Source organism: Bowdeniella nasicola (assembly GCF_001907295.1).
Lineage (GTDB): Bacteria > Actinomycetota > Actinomycetes > Actinomycetales > Actinomycetaceae > Bowdeniella > Bowdeniella nasicola.
The window spans coordinates 1-19867 of sequence record NZ_MQVR01000051.1 but is presented as its reverse complement, the minus strand read 5'-3'; the positions used below and the strand labels follow the sequence as shown (position 1 = coordinate 19867).

General features: G+C 67.9%; 14 protein-coding genes. 6 read left to right on the top strand and 8 right to left on the bottom strand.

All coding sequences use genetic code 11. The annotated features are described in order from the left end of the window. The first annotated feature begins 238 nt into the window (after positions 1–238). Positions 239–616, top strand: a complete 378-nt coding sequence (locus tag BSZ39_RS08740) for a hypothetical protein (RefSeq protein ID WP_073716957.1) — start codon at positions 239–241, stop codon at positions 614–616. Here BSZ39_RS08740 and nudC read toward each other — a convergent pair. From nudC to BSZ39_RS08715, 5 genes are read right to left on the bottom strand one after another with little or no spacing between them, the layout of a single operon-like run. Continuing rightward, on the bottom strand, positions 613–1467 hold the full coding sequence (gene nudC, locus BSZ39_RS08735) for an NAD(+) diphosphatase (RefSeq protein WP_073716960.1): 855 nt from the start codon (positions 1465–1467) through the stop codon (positions 613–615). The two genes, BSZ39_RS08740 and nudC, sit on opposite strands and share 4 nt — an antisense overlap. After that, the gene (gene mnmA / locus BSZ39_RS08730) at positions 1464–2552 is read right to left on the bottom strand and encodes a tRNA 2-thiouridine(34) synthase MnmA (RefSeq protein WP_073716956.1); all 1089 of its coding nucleotides are present in this window, start codon (positions 2550–2552) and stop codon (positions 1464–1466) included. Before mnmA ends, nudC begins: the two co-directional genes overlap by 4 nt. Further along, positions 2549–3706, bottom strand: a complete 1158-nt coding sequence (locus BSZ39_RS08725) for a cysteine desulfurase family protein (RefSeq protein WP_073716955.1) — start codon at positions 3704–3706, stop codon at positions 2549–2551. Before BSZ39_RS08725 ends, mnmA begins: the two co-directional genes overlap by 4 nt. A 6-nt stretch (positions 3707–3712) precedes the next feature. After that, entirely contained in the window at positions 3713–4642 is a 930-nt protein-coding gene (locus BSZ39_RS08720; protein ID WP_073716954.1) for an electron transfer flavoprotein subunit alpha/FixB family protein, read from the bottom strand. Continuing rightward, complete coding sequence (locus BSZ39_RS08715; RefSeq protein ID WP_073716953.1) at positions 4639–5439, bottom strand: electron transfer flavoprotein subunit beta/FixA family protein; 801 nt, start codon at positions 5437–5439, stop codon at positions 4639–4641. Before BSZ39_RS08715 ends, BSZ39_RS08720 begins: the two co-directional genes overlap by 4 nt. A 157-nt stretch (positions 5440–5596) precedes the next feature. On the opposite strand from BSZ39_RS08715, the gene glgX reads away from it, so the two are divergent. Together glgX and trpS are read left to right on the top strand one after the other, a co-directional pair. Beyond that, the gene (gene glgX, locus BSZ39_RS08710; RefSeq protein ID WP_245792472.1) at positions 5597–7786 is read left to right on the top strand and encodes a glycogen debranching protein GlgX; all 2190 of its coding nucleotides are present in this window, start codon (positions 5597–5599) and stop codon (positions 7784–7786) included. Further along, a complete protein-coding gene (gene trpS, locus BSZ39_RS08705) occupies positions 7783–8880 on the top strand; it encodes a tryptophan--tRNA ligase (RefSeq protein WP_073716951.1) in 1098 nt (365 codons plus the stop codon). Before glgX ends, trpS begins: the two co-directional genes overlap by 4 nt. Positions 8881–9070: 190 nt before the next feature. Here trpS and BSZ39_RS08700 read toward each other — a convergent pair whose 3' ends face one another. The 3 genes from BSZ39_RS08700 to BSZ39_RS08690 form a co-directional block, all read right to left on the bottom strand. Beyond that, positions 9071–9736, bottom strand: coding sequence for an MFS transporter (locus tag BSZ39_RS08700; protein WP_073716950.1), 666 nt, complete (start codon positions 9734–9736; stop codon positions 9071–9073). A 116-nt stretch (positions 9737–9852) separates the two neighbouring features. Continuing rightward, the gene (locus BSZ39_RS08695; RefSeq protein ID WP_073716949.1) at positions 9853–10533 is read right to left on the bottom strand and encodes a potassium channel family protein; all 681 of its coding nucleotides are present in this window, start codon (positions 10531–10533) and stop codon (positions 9853–9855) included. A gap of 11 nt (positions 10534–10544) precedes the next feature. Beyond that, positions 10545–11942, bottom strand: a complete 1398-nt coding sequence (locus tag BSZ39_RS08690; protein WP_073716948.1) for a TrkH family potassium uptake protein — start codon at positions 11940–11942, stop codon at positions 10545–10547. A 66-nt stretch (positions 11943–12008) separates the two neighbouring features. Between BSZ39_RS08690 and BSZ39_RS08685 the strand changes: the two genes are divergently transcribed. The 3 genes from BSZ39_RS08685 (at position 12009) to glgB (ending at position 19454) form a co-directional block, all read left to right on the top strand. Then, positions 12009–14141 (top strand): alpha-1,4-glucan--maltose-1-phosphate maltosyltransferase, encoded by a 2133-nt coding sequence (locus tag BSZ39_RS08685; protein WP_083603129.1) that lies wholly within the window; start codon positions 12009–12011, stop codon positions 14139–14141. An 89-nt stretch (positions 14142–14230) separates the two neighbouring features. Next, complete coding sequence (gene treS / locus BSZ39_RS08680; protein ID WP_073716958.1) at positions 14231–15886, top strand: maltose alpha-D-glucosyltransferase; 1656 nt, start codon at positions 14231–14233, stop codon at positions 15884–15886. Continuing rightward, positions 15879–19454 (top strand): 1,4-alpha-glucan branching protein GlgB, encoded by a 3576-nt coding sequence (glgB, locus tag BSZ39_RS15075; RefSeq protein WP_222842913.1) that lies wholly within the window; start codon positions 15879–15881, stop codon positions 19452–19454. The genes treS and glgB overlap by 8 nt, the downstream gene beginning before the upstream one ends. Positions 19455–19867 lie beyond the last annotated feature (413 nt).

The window sequence follows — 19867 nt, the reverse complement described above, 5'->3', positions numbered from 1 at the left end:
GTGGTAACCCCGATTCTTGAGGGCCTCGATCCCTATCGCACTCCCGACACGCCCACCCTCGAACCCATCACCCCACGCTCAGGTCCCAAGAGCCCACAAAGGGATGATAAAAGGGATTCAACCCAAGCGATCCCAAGGTGATAACAAGCCGTTTATCGACACCGCAAGGCTCTACTCGATTGATATCGCGCGACGATCGATAGACTTCCTCGACTTACGAACTACTGACGGAAAACCAGTGCGAACTCACGCCGAGTATACGAGTGCGGTTTATGGTCGAATTGGTGGAGACAACGCTTACTGGGCCGCTACCGATGGCCAGGTCTGGTCTACGAATCTTAACGATGGTGTATCGCGCCTAATCGTCGACAGCGAACCAGACTCTGAGGTTAGTCCAAAAAACGCAAGAGAGGTTTCCTTCCAACGTGATCACGTCGCGGTATTATCCAAGTACTACCGGGACGACGATTGGGGGGCCATCATTCGGTGGTATTCCCTGGCAGACGGCAAACAACTTAAAGAGATTGCCATCAAGTCGCTTGGCGAAATTGAACGCAAATACGACATTTCAATGTCCGGCTTCGCCACCAACCCCCACCTCTTCGATTCGCGTTAGGCCGACTCCTCGAGCCAGTCCGTGACGAGGGCGGAGGCGACCGAGATTCCCGACGGCAACTGTAGGGTGCCCTCGGCAATACGCGTGCGGACCTCGTCACGAGTATAGAAGGCCGCCTCGACGATTTCCTCGCCGTCAATCACGGGTGTGGGCATGCCGGAGGTGCGTGCGGTGAACGCGCACATGAGCGAGTGCGGAAAGGGCCAGGGCTGGGAGCCGCGGTAGGTCACGTCGTGCACGTGGACGCCGGCTTCTTCGAACACTTCGCGCACGACGGCGGCTTCGAGCGATTCGCCGGGCTCGACATAGCCGGCGAGGACCGAGGCGCGCGGGTAGGCGAAGTGGGCGGCGCGTGCGAGCAGGAGGCGGTCCGCATCGTCGGTGACGGCGACGATAATGCACGGGTCGGTGCGCGGGTAGCGTTCGGCACCGCACGCGGGGCAGCGGAAGACCCAGCCTGAGTGGATGAGCTCGGATTCATGGCCGCAGGCGACGCAGTGGGCGTCGGCCTGCCATTGGCGCAGCGCAACGGCGACGGCGGCAAGGGCCGCCTGGTCGCCCGGCAGGTCGAGGCCGATCTCGCGCAGATTGCGTACGTCGTTGCCCTCGGTGGCGTCGAGGAGCACGAGGGGCGCGTCGGCGTGCCGCCCGAGATAGGCGAGCGGCGTGCGGCCCGCGAGCGGGGCGATGATCGAGGTGGGGGCGGCGAGTGCGAGCTCGCCGCGGCGGTTGACGGCGATTGCGCGACTGGCCGGATCGGCGGCGCAGCGCGCGAGGAGGTCTTCGCTCAATCGCGCGGGCGTATCGAGATCGATCAGCGCGCGCACCAGCGGCAGCGCGAGCGCGCTCACGCCTCGCACCTCGTCGAGCTTTCGATCGTGGCCTGGCCGAGCACGCGCGTGCCGCGGTAGACGACGAGCGACTGGCCCGGAGCGATGCCACGCAGCTCTTCGCCGAGGCTGACGTCGAGGATGTCGCCGTCGCGGGTGAGTGTCGCGGGGATGTCGCGGCCGTGCGCGCGCACCTGGATGGTCACGTCGCCATCACCCGCATCGTCGTCGGCGAGCCAGACGATATCGCGACCGCGGATCGCCTTGACCGCGAGCGCCTCCTTCGGGCCGACGGTGACGGTGTTGTCGGCGGTGTCGATTTCGAGCACATAGCGCGGTCGGCCGTCGAGGGCCGGGATGGTGAGGCCGAGGCCGCGGCGCTGCCCGATGGTGTAGGCGTAGGCGCCGTCGTGCTGGCCGATCTCGTTTCCGGCGGTGTCGAGGATGGCGCCGGGGCGCGAGCCGATGCGCTGGCGCAGGAAGCCGGAAGTGTCGCCGTCGGCCACGAAGCAGATGTCGTAGGAGTCGGGCTTGGCCGATACGCGCAGGCCGCGGCGTTCGGCTTCGGCGCGCACCTCGTCCTTGCTTGCGACATCGCCGAGCGGGAAGAGCGAGCGGGTGAGGCGATCGCGGCCCATGACGGCGAGCACGTAGGACTGGTCCTTGAAGCGATCGACGGCGCGGTGTAGCTCGGGCACGTCGGTGGTGCCGGGCAGCAGCTGCGCGTAGTGGCCGGTCGCGACGGCGTCGAAACCGAGCGCGGCGCCGCGGTCGGCAAGCGCCGCGAATTTGATGTGTTCGTTGCAGCGCACGCACGGGTTCGGGGTGCGGCCGGCCTGGTATTCGGCGAGGAAATCGGCGACGACGAGGTCCTCAAAATCGTCAGACAGGTCCCACACGTAGTACGGGATGCCGATGTGGGCGGCGGCGCGCTGGGCGTCGGAGGCGTCTTCGATGGAGCAGCAGCCGCGCGAGCCGGTGCGGTGCTGGGCGCGCGACTTGGACAGCGCCATGTGGACGCCGACGACGTCATGGCCGGCCTCGACGGCGCGGGCGGCGGCGACGGCGGAATCGACTCCCCCGGACAGGGCGGCAAGGACCTTCATCGGGCACCTCCGGCGGCTTGGGCCTGTGCGATGACGCCCGGCAGCGTAGCGGCCGCGTGGGCGACCTCGGCGTCCGTGGTGTCCCATCCGAGCGACAGCCGCAGCGGCGCGATCGCGTCGTCGTCGCGGTAGCCGAGGGCGGCCACGACGTGGGACAGCGACTGGACGCCCGCGTGGCAGGCCGAGGACGATGCGGCCGCGAGGCCCGCCATGTCGGCTAGCAGGAGCAGCGCCTCCGAGTTCGCGCCCTCGACGATGACGTGAACGAAGCCCGGGAGCTGGTCCGTGCCCTCGCCGGTGAGGCGGACGCCGGGCAGCGGTGCGAGGGCGGCGCGCAGCGTTTCGGTGTGGGCGGCGAGTCGGTCGCGCTGGGCGGCGAGCTCGGCGGTGGCTTCGGTCAGGGCGGCGGCGAGTACGCAGGCGCCGGCGACGTCGAGCGTGCCGGAGCGGATGGCGCGCTCCTGTCCCCCGCCGGGGCGCAGGTCGGTGATCGGGGTCGAGGTCTTCGCGATGAGGACGCCGGTGCCGACGGGCGCGCCGATCTTGTGGCCGGTCAGCGACAGGGCATCGAGGCCCGAGGCAGCGAAATCAACGGGGATCCGCCCGACGGCCTGGACCGCATCGGAGTGCGCCAGGGCGCCGGCGGCGTGGGCCCGCTCGATGACGTCTGCGATCGGCTGGATGACGCCGGTTTCGTTGTTCGCCCACATGACCGAGACGAGGCCCGTCGGCTCGCCCAGGGCCGCGTCGAGCGCGTCGAGATCGATGACGCCGCGGGTATCGGTGGGCAGTTCGACCAGCCGATGACCGAGGCGCTCGGCGGTCGCGCGGGCGGTGAGGCGCACGGCGTCGTGCTCGATGGCGGAGATGACCGTCGCCGATGCCTTCCCCGCGGCGGCAAGCGCCGTCGGGATCCCCGCGAGCGCGATCGCGTCGGCTTCAGAGCCGCCCGAGGTGAAGACGACCTCGACCGGGCGCGCGCCGATGGCCTGGGCGATCTGTTCGCGGGCTTCCTCCAGGCGCGCGCGGGCGGCACGGCCGGCGGCATGCAGCGAGGACGGGTTGCCGAACTGCACGAGTTCGCGGGCATACGCCGCAGCGGCGACCGGCCGGATTCGACTGGTCGCCGCGTGGTCGAGGTAGGCGGTGCTCACGCGGTCCTAACTGCGCAGCGCCGCGAGCAGCTGCGGGATGACGTCGTTAAGATCGCCGACGATGCCAAAGTCCGCGATCTCGAAGATCGGCGCCTCGGAGTCGGTGTTAACTGCGACGATGATCTCGGAGTTTTGCATGCCGACGGTGTGGTGGATCGCGCCGGAGACGCCAAAGCCGAGGTAGATGCGGGGACGGATGACGACGCCAGTCTGGCCGATCTGCGCGGTGTGCTCGATCCAGCCTTCGTCGGTGACGACGCGGGTGGCGCCGACGGCCGCGCCGAGCTGGTCGGCGAGTTCATTGATGAGCGTGAAGTCGCCCTCGATACCGCGGCCGGCGACGACGACGATATCCGCGCCTTGAAGCGGGATCCGGTCGCCTGTCTCCTGCGGGGTGCGCGAGATGACCTCGGTCGCGGCGGCTGCGGCGGGCAGCTCGACGGGCAGGTCGACGCGCTGCGCACCCGCGGCGGGCAGCGTGACGCCCTCATCGAGGTTCCCGGGGGCGAGCGCGATGGCGCCGACGCCGCGCGACAGTTCGCACGTCGTTTCCCACGTGCCGGCCAGCACCGTGCGCTCGGCGATGATCGCCTCGCCTTCGCGGCGCAGGTTGGCGGCATCGGTGACGACGGCCGAGTCGAGCAGGGCCGCGGCATAGCCCGCGAGTTCCTTGCCTGCGAAGGACGCGTCCACGACGACGAGGTCGATGGCTGGCTCGGCGGCGACGGCCGCGGCGATCGCAGCGGCACTGGCGGGCGCCGTCGCAAACGAATCGGCGCCGGTCGGCACGAACACGCGCTCGGCATAAAGGCTTGCGGGGTCGATCTCGCCCGCGGTCAGATCGAGCGCGAGGACATCACCGAGCGGACAGGCAGCGGCGGCGAGCTCGCGGTTGAGCTCGGCATCGGCGCTGCGGCAAACGATCAGGGTGCTCATTTCATCACCTCGGCAAGGAAGTCGGCGAGCTCGTTGCCCGCGTTACCGGTGTCGGTCACGATGCGGCCGGCCTCGCGGGCGGGCTTTTCGTGCGCCTCGATCACCGCGGTGCCAGCCCCGTCGGAGCCGAGCAGGGCGCCGGAGTCGGCTTCGACGCTGTCGGCGATCCCGAGTTCGGAAAGGTCGATTTCCTCGACGGGCTTCTTGCGCGCGGCCATCATCGCCTTGAACGCGGGGATGCGCGGCTCGTTGACCTGGTCGGTGACGGACACGACGGCGGGCAGCGCGGCGCGCAGCGTCTCGTCGACGCGGTCGACGGTGCGCGTGATCGTCGCGGCGCCATCGGCAACCTCGAGCTTCGCGGCGACGGACAGCACGGGCCAGGCAAGCAGTGCGGCGACGGCGGCCGGCACAACGCCGGTATCGCCATCGGCGGTGGACATGCCCGCCAGGACGAGGTCGACCTCACCGTCGTCGGCCAGGCGCTGGATGACCGCGGCCAGGACGCGGGCGGTGCCGAGCGCATCCGTTCCCGCGAGCTTGTCATCACACACGTGCACGCCACGATCGGCGCCCATCTGCAGGGCGCGCCGCACGGCGTCGACCGAATCCCCGGGCCCCATCGTCACGGCGATGACTTCGCCACCGGCGTCCTCGGCGAGGCTCACGGCCGCCTCGACGGCGTTTTCGTCGACCTCGTTTAAGACATCGTCTTCGCCGCGCACAATCCGCCCGTCTTCGATGCGACGATCGGATTGCACGTCCGGCACGTGCTTGACCAGTACCACGATCTTCATGGCTTCTACTGTGCCACCTCACTTCAATCGCGGCCAACGCCCCACCGACCAGTTAGAACAACCTCACAGTCCATCAGGCGCAGCTAGCCGTGATATGTCATCTCTAACCGTGGATAATGACACCGTGTCTCTGCCAGTACGTACTGCCCCTACCCGTGTGACGCGACCGGCGTCGGACTTCTCCCGCCTCGGCGTCCGCCGTGCTTCCGGGGGTGTCGACGTCGCGGTTTACGCTCCGCGCGCCACGGCAGTCGAAGTGTGTTTCTTCCGCACCGAGGACAAGAAGGAAATCGAGGAACCGTGGTTCCTCGAAGGCCCCGTCCACGGCGTCTGGCATGGCCACGTTCCCGGGATTCTGCCCGGCACCGCCTATGGTTTTCGCGCCCACGGCAAGTGGGATGTGGCCTCGGCCCAGCGCTTCAACCCCGACCGGCTGCTGCTCGACCCCTATGCCCGCGCGGTGTGCGGTACTCCCCGACTTGATAACGCGCTGTATGACTACGCGCGCACCGACGATGGCTCCCCCGTCCTGCCGCTGCTCCCGTCGGCGACGGACACGATCGGCTATGCCCGCCGCGGCGTCGTCATCGACACCCAGTTCTCAGCTGCTAAGTCCCGTCCCCGCGTCCCGTGGCGCCAAACGGTCATCTACGAGGGCCACGTCAAGGGCCTGACCAAGCGCCACCCCGGCGTGCCCGAACACCTGCGCGGCACGTATGCCGGCCTCGCGCATCCGGCGTTCGTCGAACATCTGCAGCGCCTCGGGGTGACGACGCTCGAGCTGCTGCCGATCCATGCCGCGATGCCCGAGCCATTCCTTGAGGGCAAGGGCCTGACCAACTACTGGGGCTACAACACGCTCGCGTTCTTCGCCCCCGAGCCGTCGTATGCGACGGAGCACGCCCAGCGACGCGGCCCGCAGGCCGTCGTTGAAGAAGTCACCGGCATGGTCGAACTCCTGCACCAGGCCGGCATCGAAGTCCTGCTCGACGTCGTTTATAACCACACGTGCGAGGCGGGCTATGAGGGCATGAGCCTGTCGATGCGCGGCCTCGATGAGGCGGGCTACTACCTGCATAATCCAGACGGCACGTGCCTCGACTACACCGGCTGCGGCAACACGCTCGATTTCCGCCGCACCCGCGTCGTCCAGCTCGCGCTCGACTCGCTGCGCTACTGGACGCAAGACATCGGGGTCGACGGGTTCCGCTTCGACCTTGCGGTCACGCTGGGCCGGCACCGCGAGCATTTCACCGACCACCACCCGTTCCTGTCCGCGCTCGCGACCGACCCGATCCTGCGCGACACGAAGCTCATCACCGAGCCATGGGACATCGGCCCGGGCGGCTGGCGCACCGGCCAGTTCCCCTCCCCGCTCGCCGACTGGAACGACCGCTACCGCGACACGGTGCGCACCTATTGGCTCGCCGACGCGGCCCGCCAGGCCCATGGCCACGCGCCGAGCTCGCTCACCGACTTCGGCAACCGCATCTCCGGCAGCGCCGACCTGTTCTCCTCCGGCGAGGTGCCCGGCGGCCGCGGACCGCTCGGCTCGATCAACTTCATCACCGCCCACGACGGGTTCACGCTCGCCGACCTCGTGTCCTATAACCACAAGCACAACGAGGCCAACGGCGAGAACAACGTCGACGGCACGAACAAAAACCTGTCGTGGAACCACGGCACCGAGGGGTGGCAGACCGACGATGACATCGCCGCGGCGGTCATCCCCGCGCGTCGCCAGTCGATGCGCAACCTGCTCGGCACGCTGCTCGTGTCCGCCGGGGTCCCGATGATCACTGCGGGCGACGAGATGGGCCGCAGCCAGCTCGGCAACAACAACGCCTACTGCCAGGACAACGAGGTGAGCTGGCTCGACTGGGACCTCGACGAATGGCAGGACGACCTCATCGAGACGACGTCCTACCTGCTCAAGCTGCGCCGCGATAACCCGGCACTGTGCCCAATCCGGTTCGCCTCCGGCCGCCCGTTTAGCGGCGACAGCCTGCCCGACCTCGCTTGGTTTTCCTCCGACGGCTCCCCACGTGAGGCCGCCCAGTGGCACGACCCCTACAACCGCGCGCTGCAGATGATGCGCTCGGGCAAGGGCAAGCATCGCGACGCGCTCGTCGTCTTCAACGGGTCGCTCACCGACGTTTCGGTCCGCCTCGCGGTCGGACGTACGATAGATGCCGGAGAGAAGACAGCCGCGCTGGGCTGGTGCCTGACTTGGGATTCGTCCTGGTCCCACCCGGGAAGCGAAGAGCACACGCTCTTCCCCGCCGCCCACGATGTGAGCGTGGAGCCGCTGTCGATGCAGATTTACCTATCCGAAAGGATGCTATGAGCCAGGATGCCGACCTCGCCGGGACCACCTCGGAGGCCTCCCTCGCCCGCACCCGCGCCCGCTCGCTCGAGATTGAGGCCGCGATCGAGACCGACGCCTCCCGCTTTCGGGTCCTGACGGGTGACCGCCCGACGGGCGCGCTGCACCTCGGACACTACTTCGGCACGCTGCAAAACCGCGTCGTGCTGCAAAACAAGGGCGTGGAGACCTGGGTCCTCGTCGCGGACTATCAGGTCATCACCGACCGCGATGGCGTCGGCGAAATCCGTCAGCGCGTGCTCGGCCTGCTCGCCGATTACCTCGCCGCGGGCATCGACCCGGAGCGCTCGACGATCTTCAACCACTCGGCCGTGCCGGGCCTGAACCAGCTGATGCTGCCGTTCTTGTCCCTCGTCACGGAATCCGAACTGCACCGCAACCCGACGGTGAAGGCCGAACTCGAGGCGAGTGGCGGGCGCGCGATGAGCGGGCTGCTGCTCACCTACCCCGTCCACCAGGCGGCCGACATCCTGTTTTGCAAGGCCAATATCGTGCCCGTCGGCAAGGACCAGGTGCCGCACCTGGAGCAGGCGCGCGTCATCGCGCAGCGTTTCGATAAGCGCTATGGCCGCGTCGAGAAGGACCGCCCGGTCTTCCGCCGCCCCGAAGCGCTGCTGTCAGAGGCGCAGTCAGTCCTTGGCACCGACGGCACCAAGATGAGCAAGTCGCGCGGCAACACGATCGAACTCGGCATGGACGCCGACACCACGGCAAAGATCCTGCGCCGCGCGGTGACGGACTCCAACCGGCACATCACCTACGACCCGGCGCTGCGTCCGGAGGTCTCTAACCTCCTGCTCATCGCCTCGCTGTGCACCGGCGAGGCCCCCGAGGCGATCGCCGAGCGCATCGGCGACGGCGGTGGCGGCGCGCTCAAGGCCGTCGTGACCGAGGCCGTAAACGAGCATTTCGCGCCGATTCGGGCGCGCCGGGCCGAACTCATCGCCGACGAAGGCTACCTCCTCGACGTGCTGCGGCGCGGTAATGAGCGCGCCAACGAGGTCGCCGACCAGACCCTCACCGAGGTCCGCCAGGCGATGCAGATGATCTACTAGCGCGCCCGCTAGTCCAGTTCGCGCACCTCGCGCACCATAAGCGGCGCCAGCATGAGGACGACGGTGGCGATTCCGGCTGCCAGCGCGAACGGGCGCGCCCCGATGGCCTAGGCGATCGGAACCGAGACCAGCATCGCGATCAGCATCGCGATGAATGAGCCTACGACGTCATAGGAGCTCACGCGCGCGATCACGGGCCCGAGCACGTGCCGCTGCAGCGAGGTCTCCCACGCGGCTCCACCATGCCGGTGCCGAGCCCGCTGACGAAGCCGAGGGCGATGAGCACCCACAGCGGGGCGGACAGGCCAAGGCCAATCATCGGGGCTGCGATGAACGCCGCGGCAACCATCCCGGCGGCGAGCAGGCGGCGCACCGGCAGCCAGCACAGGGCGCTGCTGGCAAGCAGAATGCCCGCCACGCTCGCCCCGAGCACGAGCCCCCACCCCTGCGCGCCGAAGGTGTCGTTCGCAAGCACCGGCCCGATGACGAGGAAGATCGCGCCGTAGCCAAAATTCATGAGCGAAAACGCAGCCGTGATCGTCCAGACCCAGCGCCGGGAGGTGAACTCGGCGAAGCCCGACTGCAGGTCGGATAGCACGCTGGACGAGCCACGCACCGGCGCGTCATCGACCCGGATTCTCGTCAGGCAGGCGGTCGCGATGAAGCTCAGCGCGACGAGCGCGACGATTGCCTGCGGCGCGAACACGAGCACTGCGGTGATCGCGAACAGGACGAGCGCATCGAACAGGTGCGTGACGATGAGCAGCCGCGCGCGCGAGACCCGGTCGCCGAGGATCCCACCAAAAAGCGTGAAAATGATGAGCGGCAGCGTCTGCGCGGCGAGCACATACGCCATCGCCCGCGCATTACCGCCGGTGAGCTGGAGGACGGCAAAGGACAGCGCGATCGGAGACGCCGCCGAGCCCAGAAACGAGATGGCTCAGCCGGCGAAAAACCACCGAAATCCTGGCGTCACGGCGCGTCCGCGCGCAGCCGCGCAAGCGCGTTGGACGGCCCGACGATGAGGACCGTATCCTCGGCGCCGAGCACGGTCTCGGCGTGGGCGGGCGTCCACGACCCATCGGCATCGCGCACGGCGATGACCGTGACGCCCGACTTTTTGCGCAGCCCGAGGTCCTTCAGCGGACGCGACACCATGATCGCCGGCGTGCGCGTCGCGACGAGCGCAAACCCGTAGCCGAGCTCGATGTAGTCGAGGAAGGACTGTGCGACGACGTGCGCGGCCCGCCGCCCCATGTCGGACTCGGGGTAGAACACGTGCCGGATGCCCATCTGCTCAAGGATCCGCCCCTGCTCGGGGCTGGAGGCCTTCGCCCAGACGTCGATATTGCCGATCTTCAGCAGGACCGACGCGGTGAGGATCGACGCGGCGAGGTTTCCGCCGATCGCGACGACGGCCGTCGAGAACTCCGGTACCGACAGCTGCCGCAGCGCGGCCTCGCTCGTACCGTCGGCCCGCACGACGTGCTGCAGCTGCGGAGTATTGGCTTCGACGACGTCCTCGCTCGCGTCGATCGCGAGGACCTCCGCACCGGACTTTTCGAGCTCTTGCGCCATGGCGGAGCCGAACCGGCCGAGGCCAATGACGACGACTGAGGAGCCCGCTGGAAGGGCGCGTCGGGGATTAAACATCGTTTCTCCTTTTAGCCGATGAGCGGCCGGTCTTTGGGAAGTTCGTACAGCGTTTTGCGGCTTTTCAGCACGAGGGCGGTCGCGACCGTGATCGGCCCCATGCGGCCGATCATCATGAGGACGACGATGACCGTCTGCGCGCTCACCGGCAGACTCGGAGTGATCCCGGTCGACAGCCCCACGGTCGCAAACGCCGAGATCGCCTCATACAGCGTACGGTCCAATTCGAATGGTGTGAGCGCCATGAGCAGGAATGTCACGATGACGACGGCACCGGCCGACAGGACGATGACGGTCAGGGCGACGCGGTGCGTCGAGCGCGACAGCCGCCGCCCGAGCGCGTTGACGGCCCCATCCCCGCGGATCTCGGTCACGACGATAAAGACGATGACGAGCGCCGTCGTCACCTTGATTCCGCCCGCGGTGCCCGCCGGCCCGCCCCCGACGAACATGAGGAAGTCGGTGACGAGCCACGACAGGTCGGTCTGCTGCGCGATATCGACCGAGTTGAATCCGGCGGTGCGCGGCGAGATCGCAGAAAACGCCGAAATCAACAGCTTGTCACCGACGCTTTTGCCGCCGATCGTCGCCGGGTTATCCCACTCGGTGACCGCGAGCGCCGCCCAGCCCCCGACGATGAGCAGCGCGGTGCCGAGCAGGACGAGGCGCGTCGTGAGGGTCCAGTGTTTCGGGTCCCGCAGGTGGTAGCGCAGCTCCATGATGACGGGGAATCCGAGCCCGCCGACGATGATGAGCAGCGCGACGGGGATGATGATCGCCGGATCCGTCGCGTGCGGGATGAGCGAATGTGTATGCGGCGAGAACCCCGCATTGTTGAATGCCGAGATCGCGAGGAAGATAGCCTCGCGCACGGCCTCGGGCACCGTCTCCCCCTTGGCCGCGAGCCGCACGGCCATGATGAGCGCCCCGGCGAGCTGGCTGAGCCCGGCAAAGATGAAGATCCGCACAACGAGGCGGCGCACGTCGCCCAGGTGCAGTTTGCCGGTCGCCGCGGCGGTGATGCTGCGCTGATGCAGCCCGAGGCGCCGCGCGACGACGATCGCAACGAGCGCGGCCACCGTCATCGTCCCGATCCCGCCGAACTCCATGAGGATCAGCAAGACGGCATGTCCGAAGCCCGTCCAATAGGTCGCGGTATCGACGACGATGAGGCCGGTGACGCTCGCGGCGCTGGTCGCGGTAAACAGCGCGACCGACAGGGGTGCGCCTTCGCCAATGCTGGGCCCGGCGAGCGGGACCGTGAGCGAGGAGAACTCTTCGGTCGCGGGCCAGGGGGCCGCCCCGGTGCGCGCGACCGGCAGCATTAGTGCCAGCGTTCCCAGCGCGATGGTGGCGAGGAAGGCGGCGACGATGAGTTGGCCTGGTCGCGCCGCTCGGATGAGACTCACGGGCCAAATGTACTCCCTTTGCGGCAAGGTGCTGCATACCGCGCGACCTCTCGCTACCGTTGAGGTGTGAGCAAGAAAAAGTCGCACCGGTCCCCGCAAGTTTCCGACGGCGCGCCCCGCCGGGCCGCGGCACGCGATGCGCCGGTCGGCCACGTCGACCAAGACCCCGCCCCGGACCCGAAGCCGCAGCCCGCGCCCTACGGCATCATCGGGCGCATCCCAGTGACAGAGCTCTCGCCCGTGATCGAGGGCGGCCGCTGGTCGGCCAAGGCCACCGTCGGCGAGCCCTTCCCCGTGCGGGCCACGGTCTTTCGCGAGGGGCACGACGCTTACGGCGCGACGGCTGTGCTCTTTAAGCCCGACGGCACCGAGCACTCCCGCGCGGAGATGATCGAGGTCGAAAAGGGCCTCGACCGCTACGAGGGCTGGCTCATGCCCGACGCGGAAGGCGACTGGTCGTTTACCGTCGAGGGCTATTCCGACCCCTATGCCACCTGGGTGCACGACGCGACGATCAAGATCGACGCGGGTATCGACGTCGACCTCATGCGGGAAGAAGGCTCGATCGTCCTCGAGCGCGCCGCCGCCTCGACCCCCGAGCGCACGCTGCCGGCGAAGGCCGCCGAGGTCCTCGGCCGGGCCGTCGCCGCTCTGCGCGGCCCTGGCGATGCGAAGGCCGCACTTGCCGCCGCAACCTCGGACGAGGTCCGCGAGGTCCTTGCCGCCCACCCGCTGCGCGATTTCGTCTCCCCCGCCGCGACCTTCCCGCTCGTCGTGCACCGCAAGCTCGCGATGTGCGGCGCGTGGTACGAAATGTTCCCGCGCTCCGAGGGCTCCTACTTCGACGAAAAACTCGGCCACTGGGTCTCCGGCACGTTCGTCACGGCGGCAAAGCGCCTGCCCGCCGTCGCAGACATGGGCTTCGACGTCATCTACCTCACCCCGATCCACCCGATCGGCACGACGAACCGCAAGGGCCGCAACAACACGCTCGAAGCGAAGGACGGCGACCCGGGCTCGCCCTACGGCATCGGCGCGAAGGAGGGCGGCCACGACGCGATCCACCCCGAGCTCGGCACGTTCGACGAGTTCGATGCCTTCGTCGCCCGCGCCCGCGACCTCGGCCTCGAGGTCGCGCTCGATATCGCGCTGCAGTGCTCCCCGGACCACCCGTGGGTGCACGACCACCCCGAGTGGTTCACCAAGCGGGCCGACGGCACGATCGCCTATGCCGAGAATCCGCCGAAGAAGTATCAGGACATCTACCCGCTGAACTTCGATAACGATCCCGACGGTATCTACGAGGCCATCCGCGCGATGCTGCAAACGTGGATCGACCACGGCGTCACGCTCTTCCGCGTCGACAACCCGCACACGAAGCCGCTGAACTTCTGGCAAAAGCTCCTCGCGCACTTCCACGATAAGCACCCCGGGGTCGTCTTCCTCGCGGAGGCCTTCACCCGCCCCGCGATGATGCGCACGCTCGGCGCGATCGGCTTCCACCAGTCCTACACGTACTTCACGTGGCGCCACACGAAGGAAGAACTCGGCGATTACTTCACCGAGGTCGCGCGCGAAACCTCCGCGATGCTGCGCCCGTCGTTCTGGCCGACGACGCACGACATCCTCACCCCGTATATGACGCACGGCGGCGCCTCCGCGTTCGCGATCCGCGCGGTCCTCGCCGCCACGGGCTCGCCGACCTGGGGCATCTACAGCGGGTATGAGTTCATCGAGTCGACGCCGCGCCCCGGCTTCGAAGAGCAGATCGACAACGAAAAATACGAGTTCAAGCCGCGCCCCTGGGGCTCCCCGGAGGCTGAGGGCATGACGACGCTGCTCACGATGCTCAACCGCATCCGCGACGCCCACCCCGCCCTGCAGCAGCTGCACGACATCACGATCCACCCGACGACCGATGAGCAGACCCTGTGCTTCTCCAAGCGCATGCGCGGTAAGTTCACGGCCGACGGCCGCGATGACATCGTCATCGTCGTCGTGAACCTCGACCCGCATGCGGCCCGCGACTCCCTCATCCACTTCGACCTTTCGGCCCTCGGCATCGACGTCGCAGCCGGCGACTCACCCATGCTCGAGGTTCATGATGAAATGTCAGGACAGGACTTCGTCTGGGGGCCGGTCACCTTCGTCCGGCTCGACCCGCGCACCCAGTGCGCCCATATTGTGAAGGTGAAGTGACCTTGCGCCATTCCCTCTTTCCCGACACCACCGGCCATCGCTCCAAGCGCGTCGCCCGCACCTTCGGCGACAGCGCCCCACGCCCGGGCCTGAGTGACGATCCCGAATGGTTCCGCACCGCGGTCTTCTACGAAGTCCTGCTGCGCGGATTCGCCGACGCCGATGGCGACGGCACCGGGGATCTGAAGGGATTGACGGACCGGCTCGACTACCTGCAGTGGCTCGGCGTCGACTGCCTGTGGATCCCGCCGTTCTACCCCTCCCCGATGGCCGACGGCGGCTACGACATCTCCGATTACACGAACATCGACCAGACCTACGGCTCGATGGCGGACTTCCGCGAGTTCATGGACGAGGCGCATGCGCGCGGCCTGCGCGTCATCATCGACCTCGTCATGAACCACACCTCGGACCAGCACCCGTGGTTCCAGGCGTCGCGTTCCAACCCCGACGGTCCCTACGGCGACTTTTACGTCTGGCGCGATGACAACACCGAATACCAGGACGCGCGCGTCATCTTCGTCGACACGGAAACCTCGAACTGGACGTTCGACCCGGTGCGCAAACAGTATTTCTGGCATCGCTTCTTCTCCCACCAGCCGGACCTCAACTACGAAAACCCGGCCGTCCACGAGGCGATGTTCGACGTCGTGCGCTTCTGGGCCGCGACCGGGGTCGACGGTTTCCGGCTCGACGCCGTGCCGTACCTCTATGAGGAAGAGGGCACGAACTGCGAGAACCTGCCAAAGACGCACGAGTTTTTGGCCGACGTGCGCGCGATGCTCGATAAGGAATTCCCCGGGCGCATCCTGCTCGCCGAAGCCAACCAGTGGCCCGAGGACGTCGTCGAATACTACGGCACCGACGAGCGCCCCGAATGCCACATGTGCTTCCATTTCCCCGTCATGCCGCGCATCTACTATGCGCTGCGCGAGCAGCGCTCCGGCGCGATCCGCCAGATCCTCGCCGACACCCCCGCCCTTCCGGCCGGCGGCCAGTGGGGCACGTTCTTGCGCAACCACGACGAGCTCACCCTCGAGATGGTGACGACCGAAGAGCGCGCCGCGATGTACGGCTGGTATGCCGAAGACCCGCGCATGCGCGCGAACGTCGGTATCCGCCGGCGGCTGGCTCCCCTGCTGCGCAACTCGCGCGCCGAGATCGAGCTCGCGAACGCGCTACTGCTGTCGCTGCCCGGCTCACCGTGCCTGTACTACGGCGACGAGATCGGCATGGGCGACAATATCTGGCTGCCCGACCGTGACTCGGTGCGCACCCCCATGCAGTGGACGCCCGACCGCAACGCCGGTTTTTCCACCGCCGACCCGGGCAAGCTCTACCTGCCCGTCGTCCAGTCGCTCGTCCACCACTACTCCGGTGTCAACGTCGAGGCCCAGCTCGCGACCCCGACCTCACTGCTGCACTGGATGCGCGGCATGCTCGAAATCCGGCGCGCCCACCCCGTCTTCGGCAACGGCGACTTCGAGATGCTCGAGGCAAACCATCGCGCCGTGCTCACCTACCTGCGCTCCAACGACGACGAGACGATCCTATGCGTCGCGAACCTCGCGAACACCTCGCGTTCCGCGACGATCCAGCTGCCCGATCACGCCGACTGGGTCGCGAAAGACATCTTCGGCGGCGCCGCATTCCCGGCCGTGAGCGCGGATGGCACGCTCGCCATCACGCTCGGCGCACGCGACTTCTTCTGGCTAGCCCTGCAAGAAGGCGATGATGATGACTGACATCCCGCACTTATCCGCCGACCTGTTCGCGCCGTATCTTGCGCGGCGCCGCTGGTACCAGGGCAAGGACCACGACCCGCAGCTCGCGCACTGCGCGACGGGGATGAGCCTGCGCAGCAAGGACAAAAACGCGACAATCCACGTGCTCGTCCTCGCCGACATCGCCGCCGACCGCCCAACCCACTATCAGGTGCCCGTCGTCGTGCGGCGCCGCCCCCTGGCCGACCTCACCGACGCCCTCATCGCCGAGGTCGCACCCCCGCCAGGCGCAGGCGCCGACACCGGCCCGCGGTACGTCTATGACGCGGTCTACGATCCGGCCTTCGCGCCGGCGCTCCTCGCCGAACTCGTCGGCGCCCCCACCGGGGATGTCACGGCCGCGCGCGTGATGAGCGCCGAACAGTCCAACACGTCCCTCGTCGTCGACATGAGCGACGGCGAGCGCCTCATCGTCAAACTCTTCCGCGTCCTGAACCCCGGCGAGAACCCCGACGTCGTCGTCCAGGGAGCGCTCGGCGAGGCCGGCTGCCCCTACGTTCCCGCGCCGAAGGGCTATCTCGCGGGCGGCTGGCAGCAGCTGAACGTCGACGGCAGCGCGGGCGAGCGCGTCAGCGGACACCTCGCCGTCGCCCAAGAGTTTTTGCCTGACGTGACCGACGCGTGGAGCGAGGCCCTCGCCTCGCTCACCGACGGCCGCGACTTCACCGAGGCCGCGCGCGACCTCGGCACCGCCACCGCCGAGGTCCACCGCGTGCTCGCCGACGTCATGCCCACCCACCGCGCCACCGACGACGTCCGCACCGCCCTGACCGACTCCTGGCGCGAGCGCCTCGCCCAGGCGATCGACGCCGTCCCCGAGCTCGCCGAGCACGAGGCCGCCGCCGAGGAGATCTTCGCCGCCGCCGCATCCGGCCGCTGGCCGCGCCTGCAGCGCATCCACGGCGACTACCACCTCGGCCAGGTCCTCAACGTGCCCGGCCGCGGCTGGGTCCTGCTCGACTTCGAAGGTGAGCCGCTCCGTCCGCTCACCGAACGCACCCAGCCCGACCTGCCGCTGCGCGATATCGCCGGCATGCTGCGCTCCTTCGACTACGCCGCCGGCTCCGTGCCCAACGCGAACGACGACGCCTGGGCCGCAGCCGCGCGTGTGGCCTTCCTCGCCGGCTATTGCGAGCACAGCGAGTGCGATCCCGATGACTACCCCGAGCTGCTGCGCGCTCTCGAGCTCGACAAGGCCCTGTACGAGGCCGTCTACGAAGCCCGCAATCGCCCCGATTGGCTGGCCCTGCCGGTGGCCGGGATTTCCCGGCTGTGTGCCGGTGATGCCACCGCGAATCAAGACGCTGCAGGCCGCCCGCGCCCCGACAAAAGGTGGGAAACTAACACTATGAATGCCGAGCCCCTTCCCGTATCTCATGACTACCTCGCGGCCGTCGCGCGGGGCCTACACCACGATCCCCACTCGATCCTGGGCGCCCATGAGCACGACGGCGCGATCACCATCCGCACGCTGCGCCATCTCGCCTCCTCCGTCGAAATCGTGACCGAGGACGCGAGTTACCCGGCCCGTCACGAACACGACGGCATCTGGGTCGCGGTCCTGCCGGTTGCCGAGGTGCCGGACTACCGCGTGCGCGTGAGCTACGGCGGCGAATCCCACCTGCTCGACGACCCCTACCGCTTCTGGCCGACGTTCGGCGAGCTCGACGGGCATCTGCTAGCCGCGGGTCGCCACGAGGACCTGTGGCGCGTGCTCGGCGCGCATGTGCGCCGCTTCCCGTCGGCGCTCGGCGACGTCGAGGGCGTCTCGTTCACCGTCTGGGCGCCGTCGGCGCGCGCCGTGCGCGTCAAGGGCGACATGAACAGCTGGGACGGCACCCAGCACGCGATGCGTTCGCTCGGCTCTTCGGGCGTCTGGGAGCTGTTCATCCCCGGCGCGCGCACCGGCCAATGCTACAAGTTCGAGATCTGGTCCGAGGGCGGCGGCTGGCTGGAAAAGGCCGACCCGATGGCCCGCGGCACGCAGATCCCGCCCGCGACGGCCTCCGTCGTCGTCGAATCCGCCTACGAATGGAACGACGACGCCTGGCTAGCCCGCCGCGCCGAGACCGACCCGCACTCCGGCCCAATGTCGATCTACGAAGTCCACCTCGGCTCCTGGCGCGCGGGCCTGTCCTACCGGGCGCTCGCCCACGAGCTGACCGAATACGTCACCTCGCTCGGCTTCACGCACGTCGAGTTCATGCCCATCGCCGAACACCCCTTCGGCGGCTCTTGGGGATACCAGGTGACGAGCTACTACGCGCCCACGGCACGCCTCGGTAGCCCCGACGACTTCAAGTACCTCGTCGACTGCCTGCACCAGGCCGGCATCGGCGTCATCGTCGACTGGGTGCCCGCGCACTTCCCGAAGGACAGCTGGGCGCTCGCCCGCTTCGACGGCACGCCGCTGTATGAGGACCCGAACCCGCTGCGCGGCGAACACCCCGACTGGGGCACGCTCGTCTTCAACTTCGGACGCAACGAGGTGCGCAACTTCCTCGTCGCCAACGCCCTGTACTGGCTCGAAGAATTCCACATCGACGCGCTGCGCGTCGACGCCGTCGCCTCAATGCTCTACCTCGACTACTCGCGCGAGGACGGCGCCTGGCAGCCCAATATCTACGGCGGCCGCGAGAACCTCGAGGCCATCCAGTTCCTGCAGGAAGCCAACGCCACGGCCTACCGTCGCAACCCCGGCATCGCGATGATCGCCGAAGAGTCGACGAGCTGGCCGGGCGTGACCGCCCCGACCGATGCGGGTGGCCTCGGCTTCGGCCTCAAGTGGAACATGGGCTGGATGAACGACACCCTGCGCTACATGGCGGAGGCGCCGATCAACCGGCGCTACCACCACGGCATGCTGACGTTCTCCCTCGTCTATGCGTTTTCCGAGCAGTTCGTCCTGCCGTTCAGCCACGACGAGGTCGTCCACGGCAAGGGCTCGCTCAAGCGTAAGATGCCGGGCGACTGGTGGCAGCAGCTCGCGGGCGTGCGCGCCCTGCTCGCCTACCAGTGGTCGCATCCGGGCAAGCAGCTGCTGTTCATGGGCCAAGAGTTCGCCCAGGACAGCGAATGGACCGAAAGCCAATCGCTCGACTGGTGGCTGCTTGATAACCCGACGCACGCCGGCGTCGCGGAGCTCGTGCGCACGATGAACGAGCTCTACCGCGAGCATCCGGCTCTGTACTCCGAGGACTTCAGCCACCGCGGCTTCGAGTGGATCCAGGCCGACGACGCGGACCATAACGTGTTGAGCTTCCTGCGGCGCTCGGCCGATGGCGAGGACGTGATCGCCTGCATCATCAACTTCGCAGGCACGCCGCACGAGAACTACCGCATTGGTCTGCCGCAAGGCGGGGACTGGCTCGAACTGCTCAACACCGATTCTGAGCTGTACGGCGGCTCCGGCGTGGGCAATCTCGGACGCGTCTCAGCCGAGGAAATCCCCTGGGATGGCCGGGAGCATTCCGTGCGCCTGCGGATTCCGCCCCTCGGAGCCCTGTGGCTCTCGCCCGCGAAGGACTAGTTGTGATGTCCAGGTAGGTTGTCCTGCTCGGTACTGGTGAGTCTGGATGACAGATGAAGGCCCCCGGTAGTGAAGTGGAGCTGTCTAATTCAGCGCTTCACCAACCGGAGGCCTTCATGTCCCACGCTAAGGTCAAGTCCCTTGTAGTGGTGTAACGGCGTTTTCCGACTCTTCGGACATCCGGTGGGGGTGAGGTTCGCCGGGTGATGGTTGGCGGGTAGGGGTCGAGGTCCCCGAGGATCAGAAGCGCGAACCACCTGATCTACCACGAGGACCTCGACGTGCTTCACCCTACTTCGGGGTGCGCTGACGCGCCCCCCGCAGTTGAGTCCCTCATAGTGGTGTAGCGGGGTGGTCGTGCTGGACAGCAGGGCGGTCACCGCGTGATCCTCGAGTTCATCTTCTACAACTCA

What these genes read in the sequence shown, in the direction of transcription:
- glgB (WP_222842913.1), top strand. Translation starts at nt 15,879, where the DNA reads ATGACTGACATCCCGCACTTATCCGCCGACCTGTTCGCGCCGTATCTT.
- BSZ39_RS08715 (WP_073716953.1), bottom strand. Translation starts at nt 5,439, where the DNA reads ATGAAGATCGTGGTACTGGTCAAGCACGTGCCGGACGTGCAATCCGAT.
- mnmA (WP_073716956.1), bottom strand. Translation starts at nt 2,552, where the DNA reads ATGAAGGTCCTTGCCGCCCTGTCCGGGGGAGTCGATTCCGCCGTCGCC.
- trpS (WP_073716951.1), top strand. Translation starts at nt 7,783, where the DNA reads ATGAGCCAGGATGCCGACCTCGCCGGGACCACCTCGGAGGCCTCCCTC.
- BSZ39_RS08695 (WP_073716949.1), bottom strand. Translation starts at nt 10,533, where the DNA reads ATGTTTAATCCCCGACGCGCCCTTCCAGCGGGCTCCTCAGTCGTCGTC.
- BSZ39_RS08700 (WP_073716950.1), bottom strand. Translation starts at nt 9,736, where the DNA reads ATGGCGTATGTGCTCGCCGCGCAGACGCTGCCGCTCATCATTTTCACG.
- BSZ39_RS08720 (WP_073716954.1), bottom strand. Translation starts at nt 4,642, where the DNA reads ATGAGCACCCTGATCGTTTGCCGCAGCGCCGATGCCGAGCTCAACCGC.